Here is a 16,944-nt window from a genome sequence, read left to right as displayed (position 1 = left end):
GCGAAGCCCGCCCTTAGTTGGCGGGCCCCATGAAGACGGACTCGTAGGTCGCCGTCTCACCGTTGGCCGAGGTCAGCCGGAAAGTGAGCGGCTGCGAGGCGCCCTGCAAGTTGGCGCGCGGGGCGGTTACGAAGATTCGGTAGGTCGCGACCATGTCGGGCGCGGCGGTCAGGCGCTGCTGCGCCTCCTGGTCTTCCTGCCCGTCGCCGGCGACGGCGATGCGGGCGCCCGTCAGCCCGGCCACGGCCAGCGTGTAGTCGCGCGGGTCGCGGGTCATGTTGGAGATCTTGAAGGTGTAGGCGTTGCGCACCGTGCCGTCGGCCAGCGTCACGAACAGCGGCGCGCGGTCGCGCAGCACGCTGATGTCCAGCCCCGGCTTCAGGATCAGCCCGATGGCGATGGCGCCGGCGATGACCAGCATCATCAGCGAATAGAGGATCGTGCGCGGGCGGATCAGGCGGGTCGGCGCCGGCTGGCCGGTGGTGGCGAGCGCCACCTGGTTGGTCTGGGTGTCGAACTTGATCAGCCCGGTCGGGCGGCCGACCTTGGTCATGATCTCGTCGCAGGCGTCGACACACAGGCCGCAGCCGATGCACTGCATCTGCAACCCGTCGCGGATGTCGATGCCGGCCGGGCAGACCTGGACGCAGTTGAAGCAGTCGATGCAGTCGCCCAGCCCTTCGGCCTTGCGCTCCTCCCAGCTCTGCGACTTGCGCATCAGGCTGCGGCCCTCGCCGCGCCAGTCCTGGTAGGTGACGATCAGGCTGTCCTCGTCGATCATCGCCGACTGGAAGCGCGGCCACGGGCACATGTAGGTGCAGACCTGCTCGCGCGCGAAGCCGGCCAGCAGCCAGGTCGTGCCGGTGAACAGCGCGATGAAGCCGACGGCGGTGGAGGAGGCCTCGAAGCGGGCCAGCTCACCCAGCAGGGTCGGGGCGTCGGTGAAATAGAAGATCCAGGCGCCGCCGGTCGCCGCGGCGATCAGCAGCCAGATCAGGTTCTTCAGCGCCTTGCGGCCGATCTTGCGGGCCGTCCAGGGACCCTGGTCGAGCCGGATGCGCTCGCCGCGGTCGCCCTCCACCAGCCGTTCCACCCACACATACAGGTCGGTCCAGACCGTCTGCGGGCAGGCGTAGCCGCACCAGACGCGTCCGGCGAGCGAGGTCGCCAGGAACAGGCCCAGCGCCGCCAGGATCAGGGCGCCGGTCAGGTAGTAGATCTGCTGCGGCCACAGCTCCACGAAGAAAAGGTAGAAGCGGCGGTTGGCGAGGTCGAGCAGGACGGCTTGGTCCGGGGCGTTCGGCCCGCGGTCCCAGCGGATCCAGGGCAGCACGTAGTAGATCGCCAGCAGCACGGCCAGCGCGGTCCATTTCAGGCGGCGGAAGGTGCCCGACACGGCCTTCGGATAGACCTTGCTGTGCTTCTGGTACATCGACCGGGACGCCCGCCGTTGCGCCTTCGGGGGCGCACCGGCCGGGGCTTCGGCGGGCGGTTCGGCGGTGGGCGCCTGCCCGGTGGACGGCTTCGTGTCCGTGCTCGTGCTCATGACCTCGCCTTCTCGTTCGTTCGTCGGGCTTCTGAGTTCGGCGGGCTTGCCCGTTCGTCGGAACAGCGGGACGCCCGTGCCGACGTGGTGCGGCTTTGGCGAGGGGACTATGGCGGCAGATCGTCACAGGGGCATTGCGCTGGATCAATGGATTCCGGGTGGGGATTCGGGGTGGGGATTTGGGGCCGAATCGGGACTGGTCCGGCAGTGCGGTGGCCACAAAAAGAAAGTGCCGGGGAGTCGCCTCCCCGGCACCGCAGAACCAACTGAAAGAACCAACCGAAGCCTTGGCTTACTTGCCGCCGCCCAGGTTGTGGACGTAGACCGCCAGCGACTTGATCGTGGCGTCGTCCAGACGCTTCGACCAGGCCGGCATCATGCCGGCGCGGCCGTTGGTGACCGTCTGGACGATCGTGGCCTTGTCCGCGCCGTACAGCCAGTTGGCCTGGACCAGCGGCGGGGCGCCGACGTCCATGCCGGCCGCGAGCGAGCCCTGCGCCTTGTCGCCGTGGCAGGCGGCGCAGTTCTCGTCGTACACGGCCTTGCCCTTCTCGGCGGCGGCGGCGTCGGTCGAGCGCTTGTTCAGCGACAGGACATACTCGGCGACCTGGTTGATCTGCTCCGGCTTCAGGATGCCGTCGCGACCGAAGGCCGTCATGCCGCTGCCCGCCGTGCCGCGGGTGTCCGGGTCGTCGGAGCGGATGCCGTGCTGGATGGTCTTGTAGATGTCGGCGGTGGAGCCGCCCCACAGCCACACGTCGTCGGCGAGCGTCGGGAAGCCCTTGGCGCCCTGGCCGCCGGCGCCGTGGCACGCGGCGCAGTTCTCGTTGAAGTAGGAGCGGCCGCCGGCCATCGCGAAGGCAAGGAGATCCTTGTCCTTCTGGATGTCGTCGACCGACTTGGCCGCGATCGCGGTCAGGTACTTCTCCTGGGCCTTCTTGCCCTCGTCCAGCTTGGCGACGAGTTCCTCGCGCTGCGAGTAGCCGAGCAGACCCTTGGTGTAGGTCTTGCCCAGCGGCCAAGCCGGATAGAGGACGTAGTAGACGAGCGACCACGCGATACAGACGTAGAAGATGTACAACCACCATTTGGGCAGGGGGTTGTTCAGCTCCCGCAGGCCGTCCCACTCGTGGCCGGTGGTTTCGACGCCGGACAGGGCGTCCTTTTCCTTTTGTGCCATGGCCTAAAACTCCTGACCATCATCCTTGAGCGGGATCCGGGCGGCGTCTTCGAACTTGCCCCGGTTCCCGGGCCACATGGCGTAGACCACGATGCCGGTGAAGAGCAGGGTCAGCCAGATGGTCCAGAAGGACCGCAGGGCAATGGTGATCGAATCCAAGTCCATGGATCCCTCCCGGTTACTGCTGGAGCTGCTTCGGCGACTGGTACTTGGTGAAGTCCACCATCGTGCCCAGGACCTGCAGGTAGGCCACGAGCGCGTCCATCTCGGTGACGCCCTTGTTGCCCGTGAAGTTCGCCACGACGGCCTTCGGGTAGCGCTTGGCGAGCCCGGCGGTGTCGCCGTCCGGGTTCTTCTGCGCTTCGAGGTCGGCCTTGGCGTTGGCGATCTGGTCGTCCGAATAGGGGACGCCGACGATCTTCATGGTCTTCATGTGATCCTGGATGTCGGCGTACTTCAGCGGACGATCCTTCATCCAGCCGTAGCCCGGCATGATCGACTCCGGCACCACGGCGCGCGGATCGACCAGGTGGGCGACCTGCCAGTCGTTGGAATACTTGCCGCCGACGCGGGCAAGGTCCGGACCGGTGCGCTTGGAGCCCCACTGGAAGGGATGGTCGTACATGCTTTCCGCGGCCAGCGAGTAATGGCCGTAACGCTCCACCTCGTCGCGGAACGGACGGATCTGCTGGCTATGGCAGTTGTAGCAGCCTTCGCGGATGTAGATGTTCTGGCCAGCCAGTTCGAGCGGCGAGTAGGGACGGACGCCCTCCACCTTCTCGATGGTCGACTCGATCGTGAACAGCGGGACGATCTGGACAAGGCCGCCGATCGACACGGTGATCAGGATCAGCACGATGAGCAGAAGCGTGTTCCGCTCGATCGTGTCGTGGCTAAAGCCCTTTTTTTCCTCAGCCATTTTCTTCAGATCCTCCGGGCGTTAGGCCGCACCGACCGCCGCCTTGTGCGGGGCGGTGGCATAGGGCTTCTCGATGCGGACGTCACCCTTGGCCGTGCGCCACAGGTTGTAGACCATGATCAGGGCGCCGGTCAGGAACAGCACGCCACCGAGGGCACGGATCACGTAGAAGGGATGCATGGCCGCAACCGTCTCGACGAACGAGTACTGGAGGAAGCCGAGGTTGTCGTAGGCGCGCCACATCAGGCCCTGCATGATGCCCGAGACCCACATCGCGGTGATGTAGAGCACGATGCCGATCGTGGCGGTCCAGAAGTGATAGCTGACCAGGCGCAGGCTGTAGAGCTGCGAGCGCTTCCACAGGACCGGAACCAGGTAGTAGATCGCGCCGAAGGAGATGAAGGCCACCCAGCCGAGCGCACCGGAGTGCACGTGGCCGACGGTCCAGTCGGTGTAGTGCGACAGCGCGTTGACCGGCTTCACGGACATCAGCGGGCCCTCGAAGGTCGACATGCCGTAGAAGGCCACCGACGTCACGAGGAAGCGCAGGACCGGATCGGTGCGCAGCTTGTCCCAGGCACCCGACAGGGTCATGATGCCGTTGATCATGCCGCCCCAGGACGGCATCCACAGCATGACCGAGAAGGTCATGCCCAGCGTCTGCGCCCAGTCCGGCAGGGCCGTGTAGTGCAGGTGGTGCGGGCCGGCCCAGATGTAGAGGAAGATCAGGGTCCAGAAGTGCACGATCGACAGCCGGTACGAATAGACCGGCCGCTCCGCGCGCTTCGGCACGAAGTAGTACATGATGCCGAGGAAGCCGGCGGTCAGGAAGAAGCCCACCGCGTTGTGGCCGTACCACCACTGCACCATGGCGCTCTGGACGCCCGAGACGAACGGGTAAGACTTCATCCCGGTCAGCGACACCGGGACGTTGACGTTGTTGCCCAGATGCAGGATCGCGACGGTCAGGATGAACGCCATGAAGAACCAGTTCGCGACGTAGATGTGCGACTCCTTGCGGGTCATCACCGTGCCGATGAACTGGATGGCGTAGAGGACCCAGATGACCGTCAGGTAGAGGTCGAGGATCCACTCCGGCTCCGCATACTCCTTGCCCTGGGTGTAGCCGAGCACGTAGCTGAGCGCCGCCAGGACGATGAAGATGTTGTAGTTCCAGAAGATGAACTTCGCGAGGCCGTCGCCGCCGAACAGGAACTGGCGGCTGGTGCGCTGCACGGAGTAGAGCGAGGTGGCGAACAGAACGTTGCCGCCGAACGCGAAGATCACGGCCGACGTGTGGACCGGCCGCAGGCGACCGAAGCTCGTCCACTCAAGGCCGAGATTCAGCGCCGGAAAAGCAAGCTGCAGCGCGATGAAGACGCCGGCCAGGAAGCCGACGACGCCCCAGAACACTGCAGCGATGACGAAGAGTCGGACGGCGTCTTCGTGGTAACGCACATTTTCCGACACCCGCTGGCTGCCCAGGGCGGCCCCTGGCGTCAGAGTCGCTGATGTCATTCAATCTCTCCCGTTTGCCCCGGGCGGCTCGGGCCGCTCCCTCTGAGGTTGCACCACCGCTGGGTACGTACTGTTAAGGAGGGGGGCAGGTTCGCGCACGATGCACACATGCCGACGCCGGACGCGCCTGCCTCCAATAGGCCCAATATGTGTAGGGGTGGGTTTGGCAACATTGATCTACGTCAACGACCGTTCCGACCGCCCGCTGCCATCGTTCATCGTCCTTCACGCGGCTGCACGGGCATGGACGACAGCTTCATCGCGAAACCTCTCGGTCAGCGCCAGATCGACCAGGCCTATCCGCTGGTGCGGGCCGTCGCCCCGGACCTGCGCGTCGAGCAATGGCGCGCATTTGCCGCAGTGTTCCTCGCGCCGAAGGAGTCTTCCGCGGCGCCGAGCGGCATCATGACCGTCCAGAACACGCGGGGGTACATCCACGGCCTGTACTCCTTCACCATCGAGCAAAGCCTCCGTCACGGCCGAATCCTGGCTGTGACCAATTTCGTCGTGCTGGACCTGTTCGACATGACGGGCCCGGCGGAGACGCTTCTGCGCTCCATGGAAGGGCTGGCGCGCGGCCATAGCTGCGCGGCCATCCACACGACCCTGCTGGAGGGTGCGGCGGCGGAGGCGGGCTCGCAGCGTTCCCTGCTGGGCTGTTTCCAGAGCGAGGGACACCGGCCGGACGCGCTGCGCCTGTGCAAACCGCTCGACGGCGCCAACGACAACAAGGCCCGGCCGCGACCGAGCGATGCGCGGGACGCCGAGCGCCCTCTCTAGAAGCGGCACCCTCGCGAATCGGCACCCTCGCGAATCGATAAACGTGATGGATTGCGCCCGGCGACCAAGGCGCTAGGATGCGGCCCCATGACCGACACCACGACCAAACCCGTCAAGTACCGGGCGATCCATCTGCAGGCCGGCCGCCAGCGGCGCGTCCTGCACGGCCACCCCTGGGTCTATTCCAACGAAGTCCAGATGGACACGGCCGCCAAGGCCATCCCGCCGGGCAGCCCGGTGCGGCTGCTCGACCCCGGGGGCACGCCGCTGGGCATCGCCACCTTCAACCCGCACACGCTGATCGCCGCGCGGATGCTGTCGTCCGATCCGGCGACGGTGGTCGACCACGCCTTCATCGCCGGCCGGCTCCGCCGCGCGGTGGAGATGCGCGAGAAGCTGTTCGACCGGCCCTATTACCGCGTCGTCCACGCGGAGGCCGACGGGCTGCCGGGGCTGATCGTGGACCGCTACGGCGACGTGGTGACGGTGCAGGCCAACAGCGTCTTCATGGACCAGCGGATCGACGAGATCCTGGCGGCGCTGGACGAGGTGCTGGCCCCGCGCGCGGTGATCCTGCGCAACGACAGCACCCAGCGCGCGCTGGAAGGGCTGGCGGAGGAGACCCGGCTGGTCAAGGGCGAGATCGACGGCCCGATCCGGCTGGAGGAGAACGGCGCCACCTTCTTCGCCGACCCGCTGGGCGGGCAGAAGACCGGCTGGTTCTACGACCAGCGCGACAACCGCGCCTTCATCGCCAGTCTCGCCAAAGGCGCGCGGGCCATCGACTTCTTCAGCTACAACGGCGGTTTCGGCGTGCTGTGCGCGGTGGCCGGTGCCGAGTCGGTGGTGTCCGTGGATCGTTCGCAGGGGGCGCTCGACAACGCCACCCGCGCGGCGGAGGCCAACGGCGTCGCCTCCCGGTTCGAGGCGCGCCGCGCCGACGCCTTCAATGAGCTGGAGCGGCTGAACGCCGCCGGCGAACTCTTCGACGTGGTCATCGCCGACCCGCCGGCCTTCGTGAAGTCCAAGAAGGACCTCGCCGTCGGCTGCCGCGCCTACCGCAAGATGACCCGTCTGGCCGCCAAGATCACGAAGCCCGGCGGCTTCCTGCTCTGCGCGTCCTGCAGCCACAACGTCGACCCGCCGACCTTCGCCGAGCAGGTCGCCCGCGGCCTGACCGACGCCGGCCGCACGGGCCGCATCCTGCGCAGCGCGGGCGCGGGGCCGGACCATCCCGTGCACCCGCACCTGCCGGAGTCGGCCTACCTGAAGGCCATCGTGATGCAGTTGGATTGAGGGTAAGGAGAATTCACCACAGAGACACGGAGACACAGAGGGTCTGGTTTCTCCGTGCCTCTGTGTCTCTGTGGTGAAATCCTTCCTCTACCGCTTGAACACCCCGACCAGTTCGACGTGGGCGGACCACAGGAACTGGTCGACGGGGTGGACGCGTTCCAACGCGTAGCCCCCGTCGACCAGCGTGCGGGCGTCGCGGGCGAAGGTGGCGGGGTTGCAGGACACCCCCACGACCAGCGGCACCTTGCTGCCCGCCAGGGCCTGCGCCTGGGCCGCCGCCCCGGCGCGCGGCGGGTCGAAGACCACGGCGTCGAAGCGGGCCAGCTCCTTCGCGGTCAGCGGGTTCTCGAACAGGTCGCGCCGCTCCGTGGTCAGGCGCAGCCCGCCCACCTCCTTGGCCAGCGCGGCGAGCGCCGGGGAGTCGCCCTCCACCGCGTGGACCGCGGACCGCTGGGCCAGCGGGACCGCGAAGGTGCCGAGCCCGGCGAACAGGTCGGCCACGCGCCGGGCCTCCCCGACCGTCTCCAGCACCGCCGCGACCAGCGCAGCCTCGCCCTCGGCGCTCGCCTGCAGGAAGGCGCCGGGCGGCGGCGTCACCGGATGGCCGGCGAAGCGCACGGCCACGGGGCGCCGGTGGGCGATGGGTTCCGGAGAGCCGCGATCGTCGGCTTGCCAGGAGATGCGGGCGACCGCCGCCTCGTTAAACGCGACCAAACGCTCCCGCGCGGCGCGGTCGAGGCTGCGGGGACCGACCAGCACGAGGTCGATGCCGCCCTCCAGGTCGGTCGCGATGACGTCGCAGCCGCCGCCGTCCGGCAGGACGTCGAGCAGCAGCGCCCGCAAGGGCTCGATCAGCGCGGCCAGCCGCGGCAGCAGGACCGGGCAGTCCTCCAGGTCGGCGAGGCGGTGGCTCTGCCGCTCGTTGAAGCCGAACCAGACGCGCCGACCCCGCTTCAGCGCCGCGAAGCGGGCGCGGCGGCGCGCGGCCGGCGGGGTGCGGGAGAGCGGAGCCATCGGCGCGTCGCCGAGGCCCACGCGGGCCAGCGCCCCCCGCACCAGCCCGACCTTCCAGGCGGCGTAGGCCGCGTCGTCCATGTGCTGGAGCGTGCAGCCGCCGCAGGTGCCGAAATGGGCGCAGGGCGGCGTGCCGCGGCCCGGGCCGGGCTCCAGGATCTCCAGAAGCTCGGCGCGCAGCCCCTCCCCCTTCGGCTCGCCGCCCGAGTCCCGGACGCGCACCCGCACCCGGTCGCCGGGAACGGTCAGCGGGACGAAGAGCCTCAATCCCCCGACGGAGGCGATGCCGTCGCCGCGGGCACCCACCTCGGTGACCGTCGCCTCAAGGGTGCGGGGTTCGGCGGTCGGTTGCGGGCGGCGCTTGGGAAGGGGACGCTTGGTAGGGCGGGTCACGGGCTGGGAACTCACTGGAAGCGGGCGAGCACGGCGCGCACGTCGTCCGGCACGGGGATCGGGCGGTGGGCGGCGCGGTCGACGATCACGCAGACGGCCTCCTGGGTGGCAATGCAGCGGTCACCCTGGAAGATGCCGGCGGCCAGCACTACGGAGCTGTTGCCGACCCGCGCCACCCGGACGCCGACCCGGACGTCGGCGGGGTACAGCAGTTCCGCCTTGTATTCGATCAGGCTGCGGGCCAGCACCACGGTCCAGGGCGTGTCCGCGCCGAAGCCGCTCGCCTCGCGGAACAGGAGGACGCGCGCCTGCTCGAAATAGACCCCGATGGCGTTGTTGTTGACATGGCCGAGGGCGTCGAGGTCGGCGAAGCGGACGCGCTCGTCGATCCAGAAACGGTGGTGGTCGGGGCTGGTCGGGTCAGTCATGGTCGCCGTGGGAATGGGGGGAAAGCCTGCCCGAATGTGGCGGGACGAAGCGGGCGGAGCAAGCCCGGGCATGGCGGTCATTCCCGCCACGATACCTTCAAGGGCCCGATTTGCCGCGCCAAGCCGCCCGCACGGGTGTTATAGGAGTCGGACCAACACCCGCAACGGACCGAACGATGAGCAAGGACACCACCAACCAGACGGCCGAGGCCCTGTTCGAGAAGGCCCTGTCGATCGCTGAGAAGCACCTTGAGTCGGCGATCCAGGAAGGAGGGGTTCTCGGCCCCTACATCGCCGTTGCCATGATCGAGGCCGCCGTGAACGCCGCCGTGGACGAGACCAGCCACGAGGACGTCATCGACATGCTGCGCGACCTCGCCTCGCAGATCGAGGCCGACGCCGACGAGGACGAGGACTGATCCGTCATCCTTACGCGGGTTCTTGCCGCCGGCGCTCCTCGCGCCGGCGCAGGATCTCGTAGGTGACGGCGCCCAGCACCGTCAGCGCGATCAGGATCAGCGACAGCGCGTTGACCGCGGGGGTCAGCCCCGTGCGCACCTTGGACGCGATGTAGACCGTCAGCGTGGTGTCGAGCCCGCGGACGAAGAGAGTCGTGTTGTAATTCTCGAAGCTCTGCAGGAAGGCCAGGAAGGCCGCCGACAGGATCGCCGGCGTCAGGTACGGCAGCGTGATGCGCCGGAACACCTGCCCGTGCGTGGCGCCCAGGTCCAGCGCCGCCTCCTCCAGCGTCTGGTCGAAGCGTTGCAGGCGGGCCAGGAACAGCAGCATGGCGTAGGCGGCGATGAAGCTGGATTGCGCCACGATGGTCAGGAACAGGCCGCCGGTCACGCCGAACCACTGCCGCCAGAAGACCAGGGTGGAGATGCCGACGATCACCCCCGGCGTCAGCAGCGGCGACACCATGACGGCGTAGAGGAAGGTCCGCGCCCGGCTGTGCAGCCGGTCCAGCAGCAGGGCCGCCGCCAGCCCCAGCGGCACCGCCACCGCGATCACCCCCGCCCCGACCAGCAGGCTGGTCCCCAGCGCCTGCCACATGCGCTGGTCGGCCCACAGCGCGGAGAACCAGCCCAGCGTGAAGCCCGTCCAGGGTGTGACGGTGGGGAAGCGGCTGCTGTTGAAGGTCGCCGCCGCCATGATCCCCAGCGGCAGGAACAGGTAGCCGAAGAAGACCACGAGGTAGGCCCCGGTGGCCCAGCGGCGGAAGCTTGCGGCGGTCATTTTGCGATATCCGTGAGGCCGACGCGGAACAGGCGCATCATCAGCAGGATGAAGCCGATGCACAGGATCAGCAGGATGAAGGCGTAGGCCGCCCCCTGGTTCCAGTTCCCGCCCTCGAAGAACCAGTTGTAGATGACCTCGGTGAACCAGCGGCTCTGCGGCCCGCCGAGCAGGGCCGGCACGGCGTAGCTGCCCGCCGCCAGCATGAAGGTCATGATGCAGCCGACGGCGATGCCCGGCTTGGCGTGCGGGATGACCACGCGGCGGTGGATGCGCATCCAGCCGGCGCCGAGGTCCCGCGCCGCCTCGATCTGGTTGCGGTCCAGCGACTCCATGGCGTTCATGATCGGGAACACCATGAACAGGATGTAGACGTAGACCATCCCGATGACGACGCCCGCGTCGCCGCCCAGGAGCCGCTGCGGCTCGCTGAAAATTCCCAGGGCGACCAGCAGCGCGTTCAGCGGCCCGTTGAAGGCCAGGATGATGTACCAGGCGAAGGTGCGCAGCAGCTCGTTGATCCAGAAGGGGATCACCAGCATCAGCATGAGCGTCGGCAGCCGCCGGCGCGGCGCCACCTGCGCCAGGTAGAAGGCCACGGGGTAGCAGACGACCAGCGTGACGGCGGTGACCAGGCTGCTGGCCCAGATCGTCTTCAGGAAGATCGCCAGGTGGATCTGGTTGGTCCACAGCGTTGCGTAGTTCTTGACCGTGTAGACGTCCTCCGGCCCGCCGAGCTTGCTCGGCGGCAGCGACGGCCGGAAGGAGAAGTCCACCATCAGCAGCTGCGGCAAAATGACCAGCAGCAGCAGCCAGACCGCGACGGCGAGCAGGATGATCCCCGTCAGCACCGGCCCATAGCGGCGCAGGACCTCGGTCATCACCGGGGTCCCTTCGTGGGCCGGGGTCCCTTCATGGAGGGACCGGCCAATGAAACGGAATGAAACGCTGTGAAACGTCGGACGTCGTGCTGTTTCATCCGCCACCGGCCGGCTGGGTCGTAGGATCGAAAGCCTATCACGGGCGGCGCCGGCAGCGCAAGCGAGGCCGTGTTCCGGGCGCAAAAGCCCTTACAATTATTGTGTTTTTCCAGACATCGTATGCGTTCATAGTGCCCGCATGCACGCGTGGCGATCAGCACCGAGGGCGACATGGGTGACGGCATGGTGTGCCGTGCTGACCCTGTTCGTCCACGCGATCGTCATGGGCACGCACGTGCCCCCGCCGCTCGCCGCCGCCCTGTCGCAGGCGGCGGTCGTCGTGGTCGCCGACGAGCCCTGCCATGACCATGGCATGGACGAGTCCGAGGCGCCGATGGCCGCCCATGGCGACCATGGCGGTCCCGGCAAGGGTCCGGTCGGGATGCCGGGGCATTTCACCTACTGCCCGATCTGCCTGTCGCTGCACGGCGGCAAGCTCCTGGGCCCGGCCGCCGCGCCGGTGCCGGTCCCGCCGGTCGCCGTGGTGGTCGCGACGCCGTTGCCCGCGGACGAGGTCGTCCACGACGGCCAGCCCGCGCGGCCCTACGCCGCGCGGGCGCCTCCGGTGGTTGTTTGACGCCGATGCGCTGAGGGGCGGGCGTCGCTTGCCCCCACCCTAACCCTCCCCCGCTTCGCAGGGGAGGGAACTCCGTCGCTGTTCCTGAAAAGCCGCGCTTTGTCCCTCCCCTGCGCAGCGGGGGAGGGAGGGACCCGCGAAGCGGGAGGGTGGGGGCAAACCCGCCCACAGCACCGGCGCATCCACACACTCCCCAGACACACCACACACACCGGAGTTTCCCATGTCCCGCACCACCCGCGGCGCCCTGATGGCTGCCGTCGTCCTGTCCTGCCTGCCGGTCGCCGGCGCGCTCGCCCACACCACGCTGGAGGCCAAGCAGGCCCCGGCCGGCAGCCTGTACAAGGCCGTGCTGCGCGTCGGCCACGGCTGCGAAGGCACCGCCACCACCACGCTGCGCGTCCAGATCCCCGAGGGCGTGATCGCCGTGAAGCCGATGCCGAAGGCCGGCTGGACGCTGACCACCAAGGAAGGCCAGTACGCCCAAGCCTACAAGTATTACGACGAGACGCTGTCCAAGGGCGTCACCGAGATCAGCTGGAGCGGCGGCTCGCTGGCCGACGCCCATTACGACGAGTTCGTCTTCCGCGCCAAGCTGCCGGAGAAGCCGGCCGGCACGGTCGTGTACTTCCCCGTGGTCCAGGAGTGCGAAAAGGGCGTTCACCGCTGGATCGAGATCCCGGAGCCCGGCAAGACCGACCACGACTACAAGGAGCCGGCCCCCGGCGTGACGCTGACCGCGAAGCCGTAAGGACCGGGTGAAGGAGACGACGGCATGCGCCGACACCTGACGGGCCTGACGGGGTGTTTCGCCGCCCTGCTGCTGATGCTGGCGGTAACGCCGGCCGTGGTGATCATGGCCGCTCCCGCGGCCTGGGCGCACGCCGTGCTGGTCGAGGCCGTGCCCCCCGACGGGGCTGGGCTGGACCGCCCGCCGGCCGAGGTCAGCCTGCGCTTCAACGAGCCGGTCAGCCCGGTATCGGTGCGGGTGCTCGGCCCCGGCGGGGCGGAACTCGCCCTGCCCTCCCCGCCAGCGGTCGGGGCTGGGGCCGGCGACGGGACGTTGCGCATCGCCCTGCCCGCCGGGCTGGCGGCGGGGACCCATGTGGTCAGCTTCCGCGTCGTCTCGGCGGACGGGCATCCGGTCGCCGGGTCGATCCTGTTCGGGATCGGCGCCGCCCCGGACCGCGGAATCGTCCAGGCCGAGGAGGGCCGGCAGGCCACGCTGCTGGTTGCGGCGGCGGCGCGGTGGCTGCATTACGGCAGCCTGCTGGCCGCCGTGGGCGGCGGTCTGTTCCTGGCCCTGGTGCTGGACGGGTGGAGCCCGGTCGGCCGGCGGCTGAAGCCCGGCCTGTGCCTGGGCGTCGGAATCGCCGCCCTGGCGGCTGTGCTGAACGTCGGGCTGGCCGGGGCCGTGCTGGAAGGGGCGCCGCTGTCGGGGCTGATCGGTGCCTCCGTGTGGAAAACCGGCGTGGCGAGCAGCACGGGCGCCAGCGCCGCGCTGGCTCTGCTGGGCCTGGTCGCCGCCGCGCTGGGCCTGGCGCTGGAGGAGCGCGGGCGTGCCGGTGCCGTGCTGCTGCTGGCCGGGGCGGCGGGGGCGGCGCTGGCGCTGACCGCCACCGGCCACGCGCCAACGGCGGAGCCGCGCTGGCTGAGCGCGCCTCTGGTCGCGCTGCACACGCTGGGCGTGGCCTTCTGGATCGGGTCCTTCTGGCCGCTGGCGGTCGTGCTGCGAACCGAGCCGGCGGCGGAGGCCGCGCGGATCGTCCGCCGTTTCTCCGGCCTGGCAATGGCCGCGGTGGCCGTGCTGGTGCTCGCCGGCGCGGTGTTGAGCGTGCTCCAGTTGGCGGAGCCGCGCGCCATCGTCGACACCCCCTACGGCCAGATCTGGCTGGGCAAGATGGTCTGCGTGCTGGTGATGCTGGTGCTGGCCGCGGTGAACCGGCTGAGGCTGACGCCGGATTTGGCGCCGGGTTTGGAGGCCGCCGGCCCGGCCGCCGCGGCGCGGCTGCGCGGCAGCCTGTTCACGGAGATGGTGGCGGCGGCGCTGGTCCTGCTGTTCACCGCCGGGCTGGGAACGACCCCGCCGCCGCGCACGCGGGGTGAGGTCGCGGAGGCTGAATCCACCGGTTTTTCAACCGTGGTCACGGTGAAGGGGCGCCCGGCGCTGATCACCGTGACGCCGGCCCGGCCGGGGCCGAACCGCCTCGCCGTCCAGATAGAACAGGCGGACGGCACGCCGCTGGACGCGCAGGAGGTCTCCGCCGAACTCGCCCTGCCCTCGGCCGGGATCGAGCCGATCAGCCGAGTCCTGGGGAAAGCTGGGCCGGGGATTTACGCGGCGGACGGCGTGGAACTGCCACTGGCGGGCGAGTGGGCCGTGCGGGTGGACGCGCTGGTCAGCGATTTCGAAAAGGCGCTGTACCGGACGGAGGTGACGGTGCGGTGAGGTGGGGTGGGGGGTGGTCGCGTTGGGCCCCCACCCTAACCCTCCCCCACCTTCGGCGAGGGAGGGGACTGCCGCCGCTCTGCGACTAAAGCCCCTCCCCCCGCGAAGTGGGGGGAGGTTGGGAGGGGGGCCCAACGCAACCACTCCCCCAACACCCCCCTACTCCGGCAACACCACCGCGTCGTCCGCGCGGAAGGCGACGCGGGCGGGTTGGCCGGGGGTGAAGGGGGGCTCCGTGCCCACATGCGGGATCTGGACGGTGATGTCGCCCTCCAGGAAGGCGTTGATGAAGGCGCCTTCAAAGTCGCGGTGGGTGACGCGCGACTCCAGCACATTCTCCGCGCCCGTCCCGGCGGCGACCCGCTCCGGGCGGACGAACAGGGTGGCGCGGTCGCCGGGCCGGAGGTTGCGCGGGTTGCGGCCGACCAACCGGCCGTGGGGGGTGTCGAGCGCCGCGCGGTTACCGTCGGCGTCGGCCACCGTGCCGGTGAAGCGGTTGCTCTCCCCCACGAAGGAGGCGACGAAGGCCGTTTCCGGATGGTCGTAGACGCTGCGGCCGTCGCCCACCTGCTCCAGCACGCCCTTCGACATCACGCCGATGCGGTCGGACATGGTCAGGGCCTCGCCCTGGTCGTGGGTGATGTAGATGAAGGTGACGCCGGTGCGCTTCTGGAGGTCGCGCAGCTCCGCCCGCATGTGCTGGCGCAGCTTCAGGTCCAGCGCCGACAGCGGCTCGTCGAGCAGGAGCACGGCGGGCTCCACGGCCAGCGCGCGGGCGATGGCGATGCGCTGGCGCTGGCCGCCGGACAGTTCCGTCACCTTCTTGTCCGCCGTCTCCGGCAGGGCCACGAGGTCGAGGAGCTGCTGAACGCGCTTCTTGCGGTCGGCGGCGGGAATGCCGCGCACCTCCAGCCCGAAGCCGATGTTCTCCGCCACCGTCATCAGCGGGAACAGGGCGAGGTTCTGGAAGATCAGCGCGGTCGGGCGCTTGTTCGGGCCGATGCCGCGCATGTCGCGCCCGCCGATGCGGATCGCACCCTCCGTCGGCTCCATGAAGCCGGAGATCATGCGCAGGATCGTGGTCTTCCCGCAGCCGGACGGCCCCAGGAAGCTGAAGAACTCCCCGGCGCGGATGCCCAGGGAGACGTTGCGGACCGCGGTGACCGCGCCGAACCGCATGGTGACGGAGTCGAGCTGGACGTCCTGGCTCATGCCTGTCTCGAAATGCCCTCAAAGCTCCCTCCCCCGCCCCGGGGGAGGGTTGGGGTGGGGGTCGACCGAGGATCAAGGCGCTGATCCTTGTGCGACCCTCACCCGACGCCTGCGGCGTCACCCTCTCCCGGGACGGGAGAGGGTTGTTCGGCGTCACGCCGCCAGGAAGCGGTCCTGGTATTCGTTGCGGATGGAGACGTACCAGGCTTCCTGGATCGGCCACCACCACAGCTTCTGCAGCGCGTCGCCTGGGTAGGCGTCGGCGAAGAACTGCTTGTTGAGGTCGGTCAGGTGCGCCTCCGCCCCCACGGCGGTGCTGGAGATGCCGGAGTTGTTGGTGTAGAGCGCGCCGGCCTGCGGCGTGTAGAACCAGTTGATCCAGGCGTAGGCCTGCTCCAGGTTCTCCGCCTTCTTCGGGATGGCGAAGCCTTCCATCCAGGCGAGCGCGCCTTCCTTCGGCGCGATGAAGCGGACCGGCAGGCCTTCCTTGCGCAGCGCCACGGCCGTGCTGTCCCAGGTCTGGCCGATGACGCAGCCGTTGGTGCGGAAGGCGCCCTGGGCCTCGTTCTCGTTCGACCAGAACTGGCCGACCGCCTTCTTGTTCGCGGTCGCCACCTTCAGGATCGCGTCGAAGTTGGCGCGGGCCTTCGCCTCGTCCTTGAACTGCTCCCGGATGGGGTGGGGCAGCTTGCCCTGGCCTTCCAGCCACAGGCCGATGCCGATCAGCGAGGAGTGGCCGCGCACGGTGGCCTTGCCGGCGAATTCCGGCTTCCAGATGTCGCCGTAGCTGGCGGTGCCGTAGGCCAGCGGGGCCTTGTTCATGTCGTAGGCGATCGCCTCCGTCCCCCAGTCGGCCGGGGCGAAGTAGCGCTTGCCGCCGACCACGCCGCCCATGCCGGCGGAGCCCTCGACCGAGGACTTCAGGCAGCCGTCCCACTTGACCTTCGATTCGTCCAGCGGCTGCACGAGGTCGAACTCGACGTAGTTCGGCACGCGGTCCACCGTCGGGTGGATGATGTCGAAGCCGGCGCCGCCCGTGGCCTTCAGCTGGTTCAGCAGCTCGTCGTTGGTGCCGTATTCGGTCAGCGTCGCCTTGACGCCGGTCTTCTTCTCGAAGTCAGCCAGCATGTCCGGGCTGATGTAGCCGGCCCAGGAGAAGATCTTCAGCGACCCCGACGCGGCGCGGCCCTCGCGCAGGATGAAGGGACCGACCGACGCGACGCCCGCGGCGGCGGCGGCGCCTTGCAGCAGCAGGCGGCGGGTGAAGCCCTTGGCGGCGCGCTGGGTGGCGGCGCTCGACCGGATTTCCTTGCTTGTATTTTCCTTGCCTTCGGCCATGGCTCCCTCACTCCCTTTTCTTGTCCGGAGGGCAACTGTGCCGCGATCTTCGGCGGGCGTCCATGGCTCAAGCGG

Annotated in this window: 17 protein-coding genes; 6 read left to right on the top strand and 11 right to left on the bottom strand. The window is 69.1% G+C overall.

Translation table 11 applies throughout. From position 1 onward, the window contains the following. Nucleotides 1-13: 13 nt before the first annotated feature. From ccoG to ccoN, 5 genes are all read right to left on the bottom strand, one after another. Nucleotides 14-1,546 carry a cytochrome c oxidase accessory protein CcoG gene (gene ccoG, locus J2851_RS28330; RefSeq protein ID WP_209770560.1) on the bottom strand — a complete coding sequence of 511 codons (1,533 nt, stop codon included), beginning with the start codon at nt 1,544-1,546 and terminating at the stop codon, nt 14-16. A gap of 292 nt (nt 1,547-1,838) precedes the next feature. Beyond that, the gene (ccoP, locus tag J2851_RS28325) at nt 1,839-2,726 is read right to left on the bottom strand and encodes a cytochrome-c oxidase, cbb3-type subunit III (protein WP_209770559.1); all 888 of its coding nucleotides are present in this window, start codon (nt 2,724-2,726) and stop codon (nt 1,839-1,841) included. 3 nt (nt 2,727-2,729) lie between these two features. Next, the gene (locus tag J2851_RS28320) at nt 2,730-2,891 is read right to left on the bottom strand and encodes a cbb3-type cytochrome c oxidase subunit 3 (protein ID WP_209770558.1); all 162 of its coding nucleotides are present in this window, start codon (nt 2,889-2,891) and stop codon (nt 2,730-2,732) included. 13 nt (nt 2,892-2,904) lie between these two features. Further along, the gene (gene ccoO / locus J2851_RS28315; protein WP_209770557.1) at nt 2,905-3,645 is read right to left on the bottom strand and encodes a cytochrome-c oxidase, cbb3-type subunit II; all 741 of its coding nucleotides are present in this window, start codon (nt 3,643-3,645) and stop codon (nt 2,905-2,907) included. Between the two features lie 21 nt (nt 3,646-3,666). Further along, nucleotides 3,667-5,163 (bottom strand): cytochrome-c oxidase, cbb3-type subunit I, encoded by a 1,497-nt coding sequence (gene ccoN / locus J2851_RS28310; protein WP_209770556.1) that lies wholly within the window; start codon nt 5,161-5,163, stop codon nt 3,667-3,669. A 243-nt stretch (nt 5,164-5,406) separates the two neighbouring features. On the opposite strand from ccoN, the gene J2851_RS28305 reads away from it, so the two are divergent. Together J2851_RS28305 and J2851_RS28300 are read left to right on the top strand one after the other, a co-directional pair. Next, nucleotides 5,407-5,943: a hypothetical protein gene (locus tag J2851_RS28305; protein WP_209770555.1), complete on the top strand. Its 537-nt coding sequence runs from the start codon at nt 5,407-5,409 to the stop codon at nt 5,941-5,943. Nucleotides 5,944-6,030: 87 nt separating this feature from the next. Continuing rightward, nucleotides 6,031-7,239 carry a class I SAM-dependent rRNA methyltransferase gene (locus J2851_RS28300; protein WP_209770554.1) on the top strand — a complete coding sequence of 403 codons (1,209 nt, stop codon included), beginning with the start codon at nt 6,031-6,033 and terminating at the stop codon, nt 7,237-7,239. An 87-nt stretch (nt 7,240-7,326) separates the two neighbouring features. On the opposite strand, the gene J2851_RS28295 is transcribed toward J2851_RS28300, so the two are convergent. Further along, complete coding sequence (locus J2851_RS28295; protein ID WP_209770552.1) at nt 7,327-8,646, bottom strand: class I SAM-dependent RNA methyltransferase; 1,320 nt, start codon at nt 8,644-8,646, stop codon at nt 7,327-7,329. Between the two features lie 11 nt (nt 8,647-8,657). Then, nucleotides 8,658-9,074, bottom strand: a complete 417-nt coding sequence (locus J2851_RS28290) for an acyl-CoA thioesterase (RefSeq protein WP_209770550.1) — start codon at nt 9,072-9,074, stop codon at nt 8,658-8,660. Nucleotides 9,075-9,250: 176 nt separating this feature from the next. Between J2851_RS28290 and J2851_RS28285 the strand changes: the two genes are divergently transcribed. Then, nucleotides 9,251-9,493, top strand: coding sequence for a hypothetical protein (locus J2851_RS28285; RefSeq protein WP_209770548.1), 243 nt, complete (start codon nt 9,251-9,253; stop codon nt 9,491-9,493). Between the two features lie 10 nt (nt 9,494-9,503). Here J2851_RS28285 and J2851_RS28280 read toward each other — a convergent pair whose 3' ends face one another. Together J2851_RS28280 and J2851_RS28275 are read right to left on the bottom strand one after the other, a co-directional pair. Further along, nucleotides 9,504-10,313 (bottom strand): ABC transporter permease, encoded by an 810-nt coding sequence (locus tag J2851_RS28280; protein ID WP_209770547.1) that lies wholly within the window; start codon nt 10,311-10,313, stop codon nt 9,504-9,506. Further along, nucleotides 10,310-11,194, bottom strand: a complete 885-nt coding sequence (locus tag J2851_RS28275) for an ABC transporter permease (RefSeq protein WP_209770546.1) — start codon at nt 11,192-11,194, stop codon at nt 10,310-10,312. Before J2851_RS28275 ends, J2851_RS28280 begins: the two co-directional genes overlap by 4 nt. 274 nt (nt 11,195-11,468) lie before the next feature. Between J2851_RS28275 and J2851_RS28270 the strand changes: the two genes are divergently transcribed. From J2851_RS28270 to J2851_RS28260, 3 genes are all read left to right on the top strand, one after another. Beyond that, on the top strand, nt 11,469-11,870 hold the full coding sequence (locus J2851_RS28270) for a DUF2946 family protein (RefSeq protein WP_209770545.1): 402 nt from the start codon (nt 11,469-11,471) through the stop codon (nt 11,868-11,870). Between the two features lie 223 nt (nt 11,871-12,093). Further along, nucleotides 12,094-12,621 carry a YcnI family copper-binding membrane protein gene (locus J2851_RS28265; protein ID WP_209770544.1) on the top strand — a complete coding sequence of 176 codons (528 nt, stop codon included), beginning with the start codon at nt 12,094-12,096 and terminating at the stop codon, nt 12,619-12,621. A 24-nt stretch (nt 12,622-12,645) separates the two neighbouring features. Then, nucleotides 12,646-14,319, top strand: coding sequence for a copper resistance CopC/CopD family protein (locus J2851_RS28260; RefSeq protein ID WP_209770543.1), 1,674 nt, complete (start codon nt 12,646-12,648; stop codon nt 14,317-14,319). A 159-nt stretch (nt 14,320-14,478) separates the two neighbouring features. Here the strand turns inward: J2851_RS28260 and J2851_RS28255 are convergent, their stop codons facing one another. Together J2851_RS28255 and J2851_RS28250 are read right to left on the bottom strand one after the other, a co-directional pair. Further along, complete coding sequence (locus J2851_RS28255) at nt 14,479-15,531, bottom strand: ABC transporter ATP-binding protein (protein WP_209770542.1); 1,053 nt, start codon at nt 15,529-15,531, stop codon at nt 14,479-14,481. A gap of 153 nt (nt 15,532-15,684) precedes the next feature. Further along, nucleotides 15,685-16,869 carry an extracellular solute-binding protein gene (locus J2851_RS28250; protein ID WP_209770541.1) on the bottom strand — a complete coding sequence of 395 codons (1,185 nt, stop codon included), beginning with the start codon at nt 16,867-16,869 and terminating at the stop codon, nt 15,685-15,687. Nucleotides 16,870-16,944: the final 75 nt, after the last annotated feature.

The sequence above is a fragment of the Azospirillum rugosum genome (assembly GCF_017876155.1).
In the GTDB taxonomy this organism is placed as follows: Bacteria; Pseudomonadota; Alphaproteobacteria; order Azospirillales; family Azospirillaceae; genus Azospirillum; species Azospirillum rugosum.
Note: the sequence above shows the minus strand (reverse complement) of the source record. Positions and strands in the feature narration are given on the sequence as shown.

Coding starts and splice junctions, on each gene's coding strand:
- ccoG (WP_209770560.1), bottom strand. CDS start 1,546: ATGAGCACGAGCACGGACACGAAGCCGTCCACCGGGCAGGCGCCCACC.
- ccoP (WP_209770559.1), bottom strand. CDS start 2,726: ATGGCACAAAAGGAAAAGGACGCCCTGTCCGGCGTCGAAACCACCGGC.
- J2851_RS28320 (WP_209770558.1), bottom strand. CDS start 2,891: ATGGACTTGGATTCGATCACCATTGCCCTGCGGTCCTTCTGGACCATC.
- ccoO (WP_209770557.1), bottom strand. CDS start 3,645: ATGGCTGAGGAAAAAAAGGGCTTTAGCCACGACACGATCGAGCGGAAC.
- ccoN (WP_209770556.1), bottom strand. CDS start 5,163: ATGACATCAGCGACTCTGACGCCAGGGGCCGCCCTGGGCAGCCAGCGG.
- J2851_RS28305 (WP_209770555.1), top strand. CDS start 5,407: ATGGACGACAGCTTCATCGCGAAACCTCTCGGTCAGCGCCAGATCGAC.
- J2851_RS28300 (WP_209770554.1), top strand. CDS start 6,031: ATGACCGACACCACGACCAAACCCGTCAAGTACCGGGCGATCCATCTG.
- J2851_RS28290 (WP_209770550.1), bottom strand. CDS start 9,074: ATGACTGACCCGACCAGCCCCGACCACCACCGTTTCTGGATCGACGAG.
- J2851_RS28285 (WP_209770548.1), top strand. CDS start 9,251: ATGAGCAAGGACACCACCAACCAGACGGCCGAGGCCCTGTTCGAGAAG.
- J2851_RS28280 (WP_209770547.1), bottom strand. CDS start 10,313: ATGACCGCCGCAAGCTTCCGCCGCTGGGCCACCGGGGCCTACCTCGTG.
- J2851_RS28275 (WP_209770546.1), bottom strand. CDS start 11,194: ATGACCGAGGTCCTGCGCCGCTATGGGCCGGTGCTGACGGGGATCATC.
- J2851_RS28265 (WP_209770544.1), top strand. CDS start 12,094: ATGTCCCGCACCACCCGCGGCGCCCTGATGGCTGCCGTCGTCCTGTCC.
- J2851_RS28260 (WP_209770543.1), top strand. CDS start 12,646: ATGCGCCGACACCTGACGGGCCTGACGGGGTGTTTCGCCGCCCTGCTG.
- J2851_RS28255 (WP_209770542.1), bottom strand. CDS start 15,531: ATGAGCCAGGACGTCCAGCTCGACTCCGTCACCATGCGGTTCGGCGCG.
- J2851_RS28250 (WP_209770541.1), bottom strand. CDS start 16,869: ATGGCCGAAGGCAAGGAAAATACAAGCAAGGAAATCCGGTCGAGCGCC.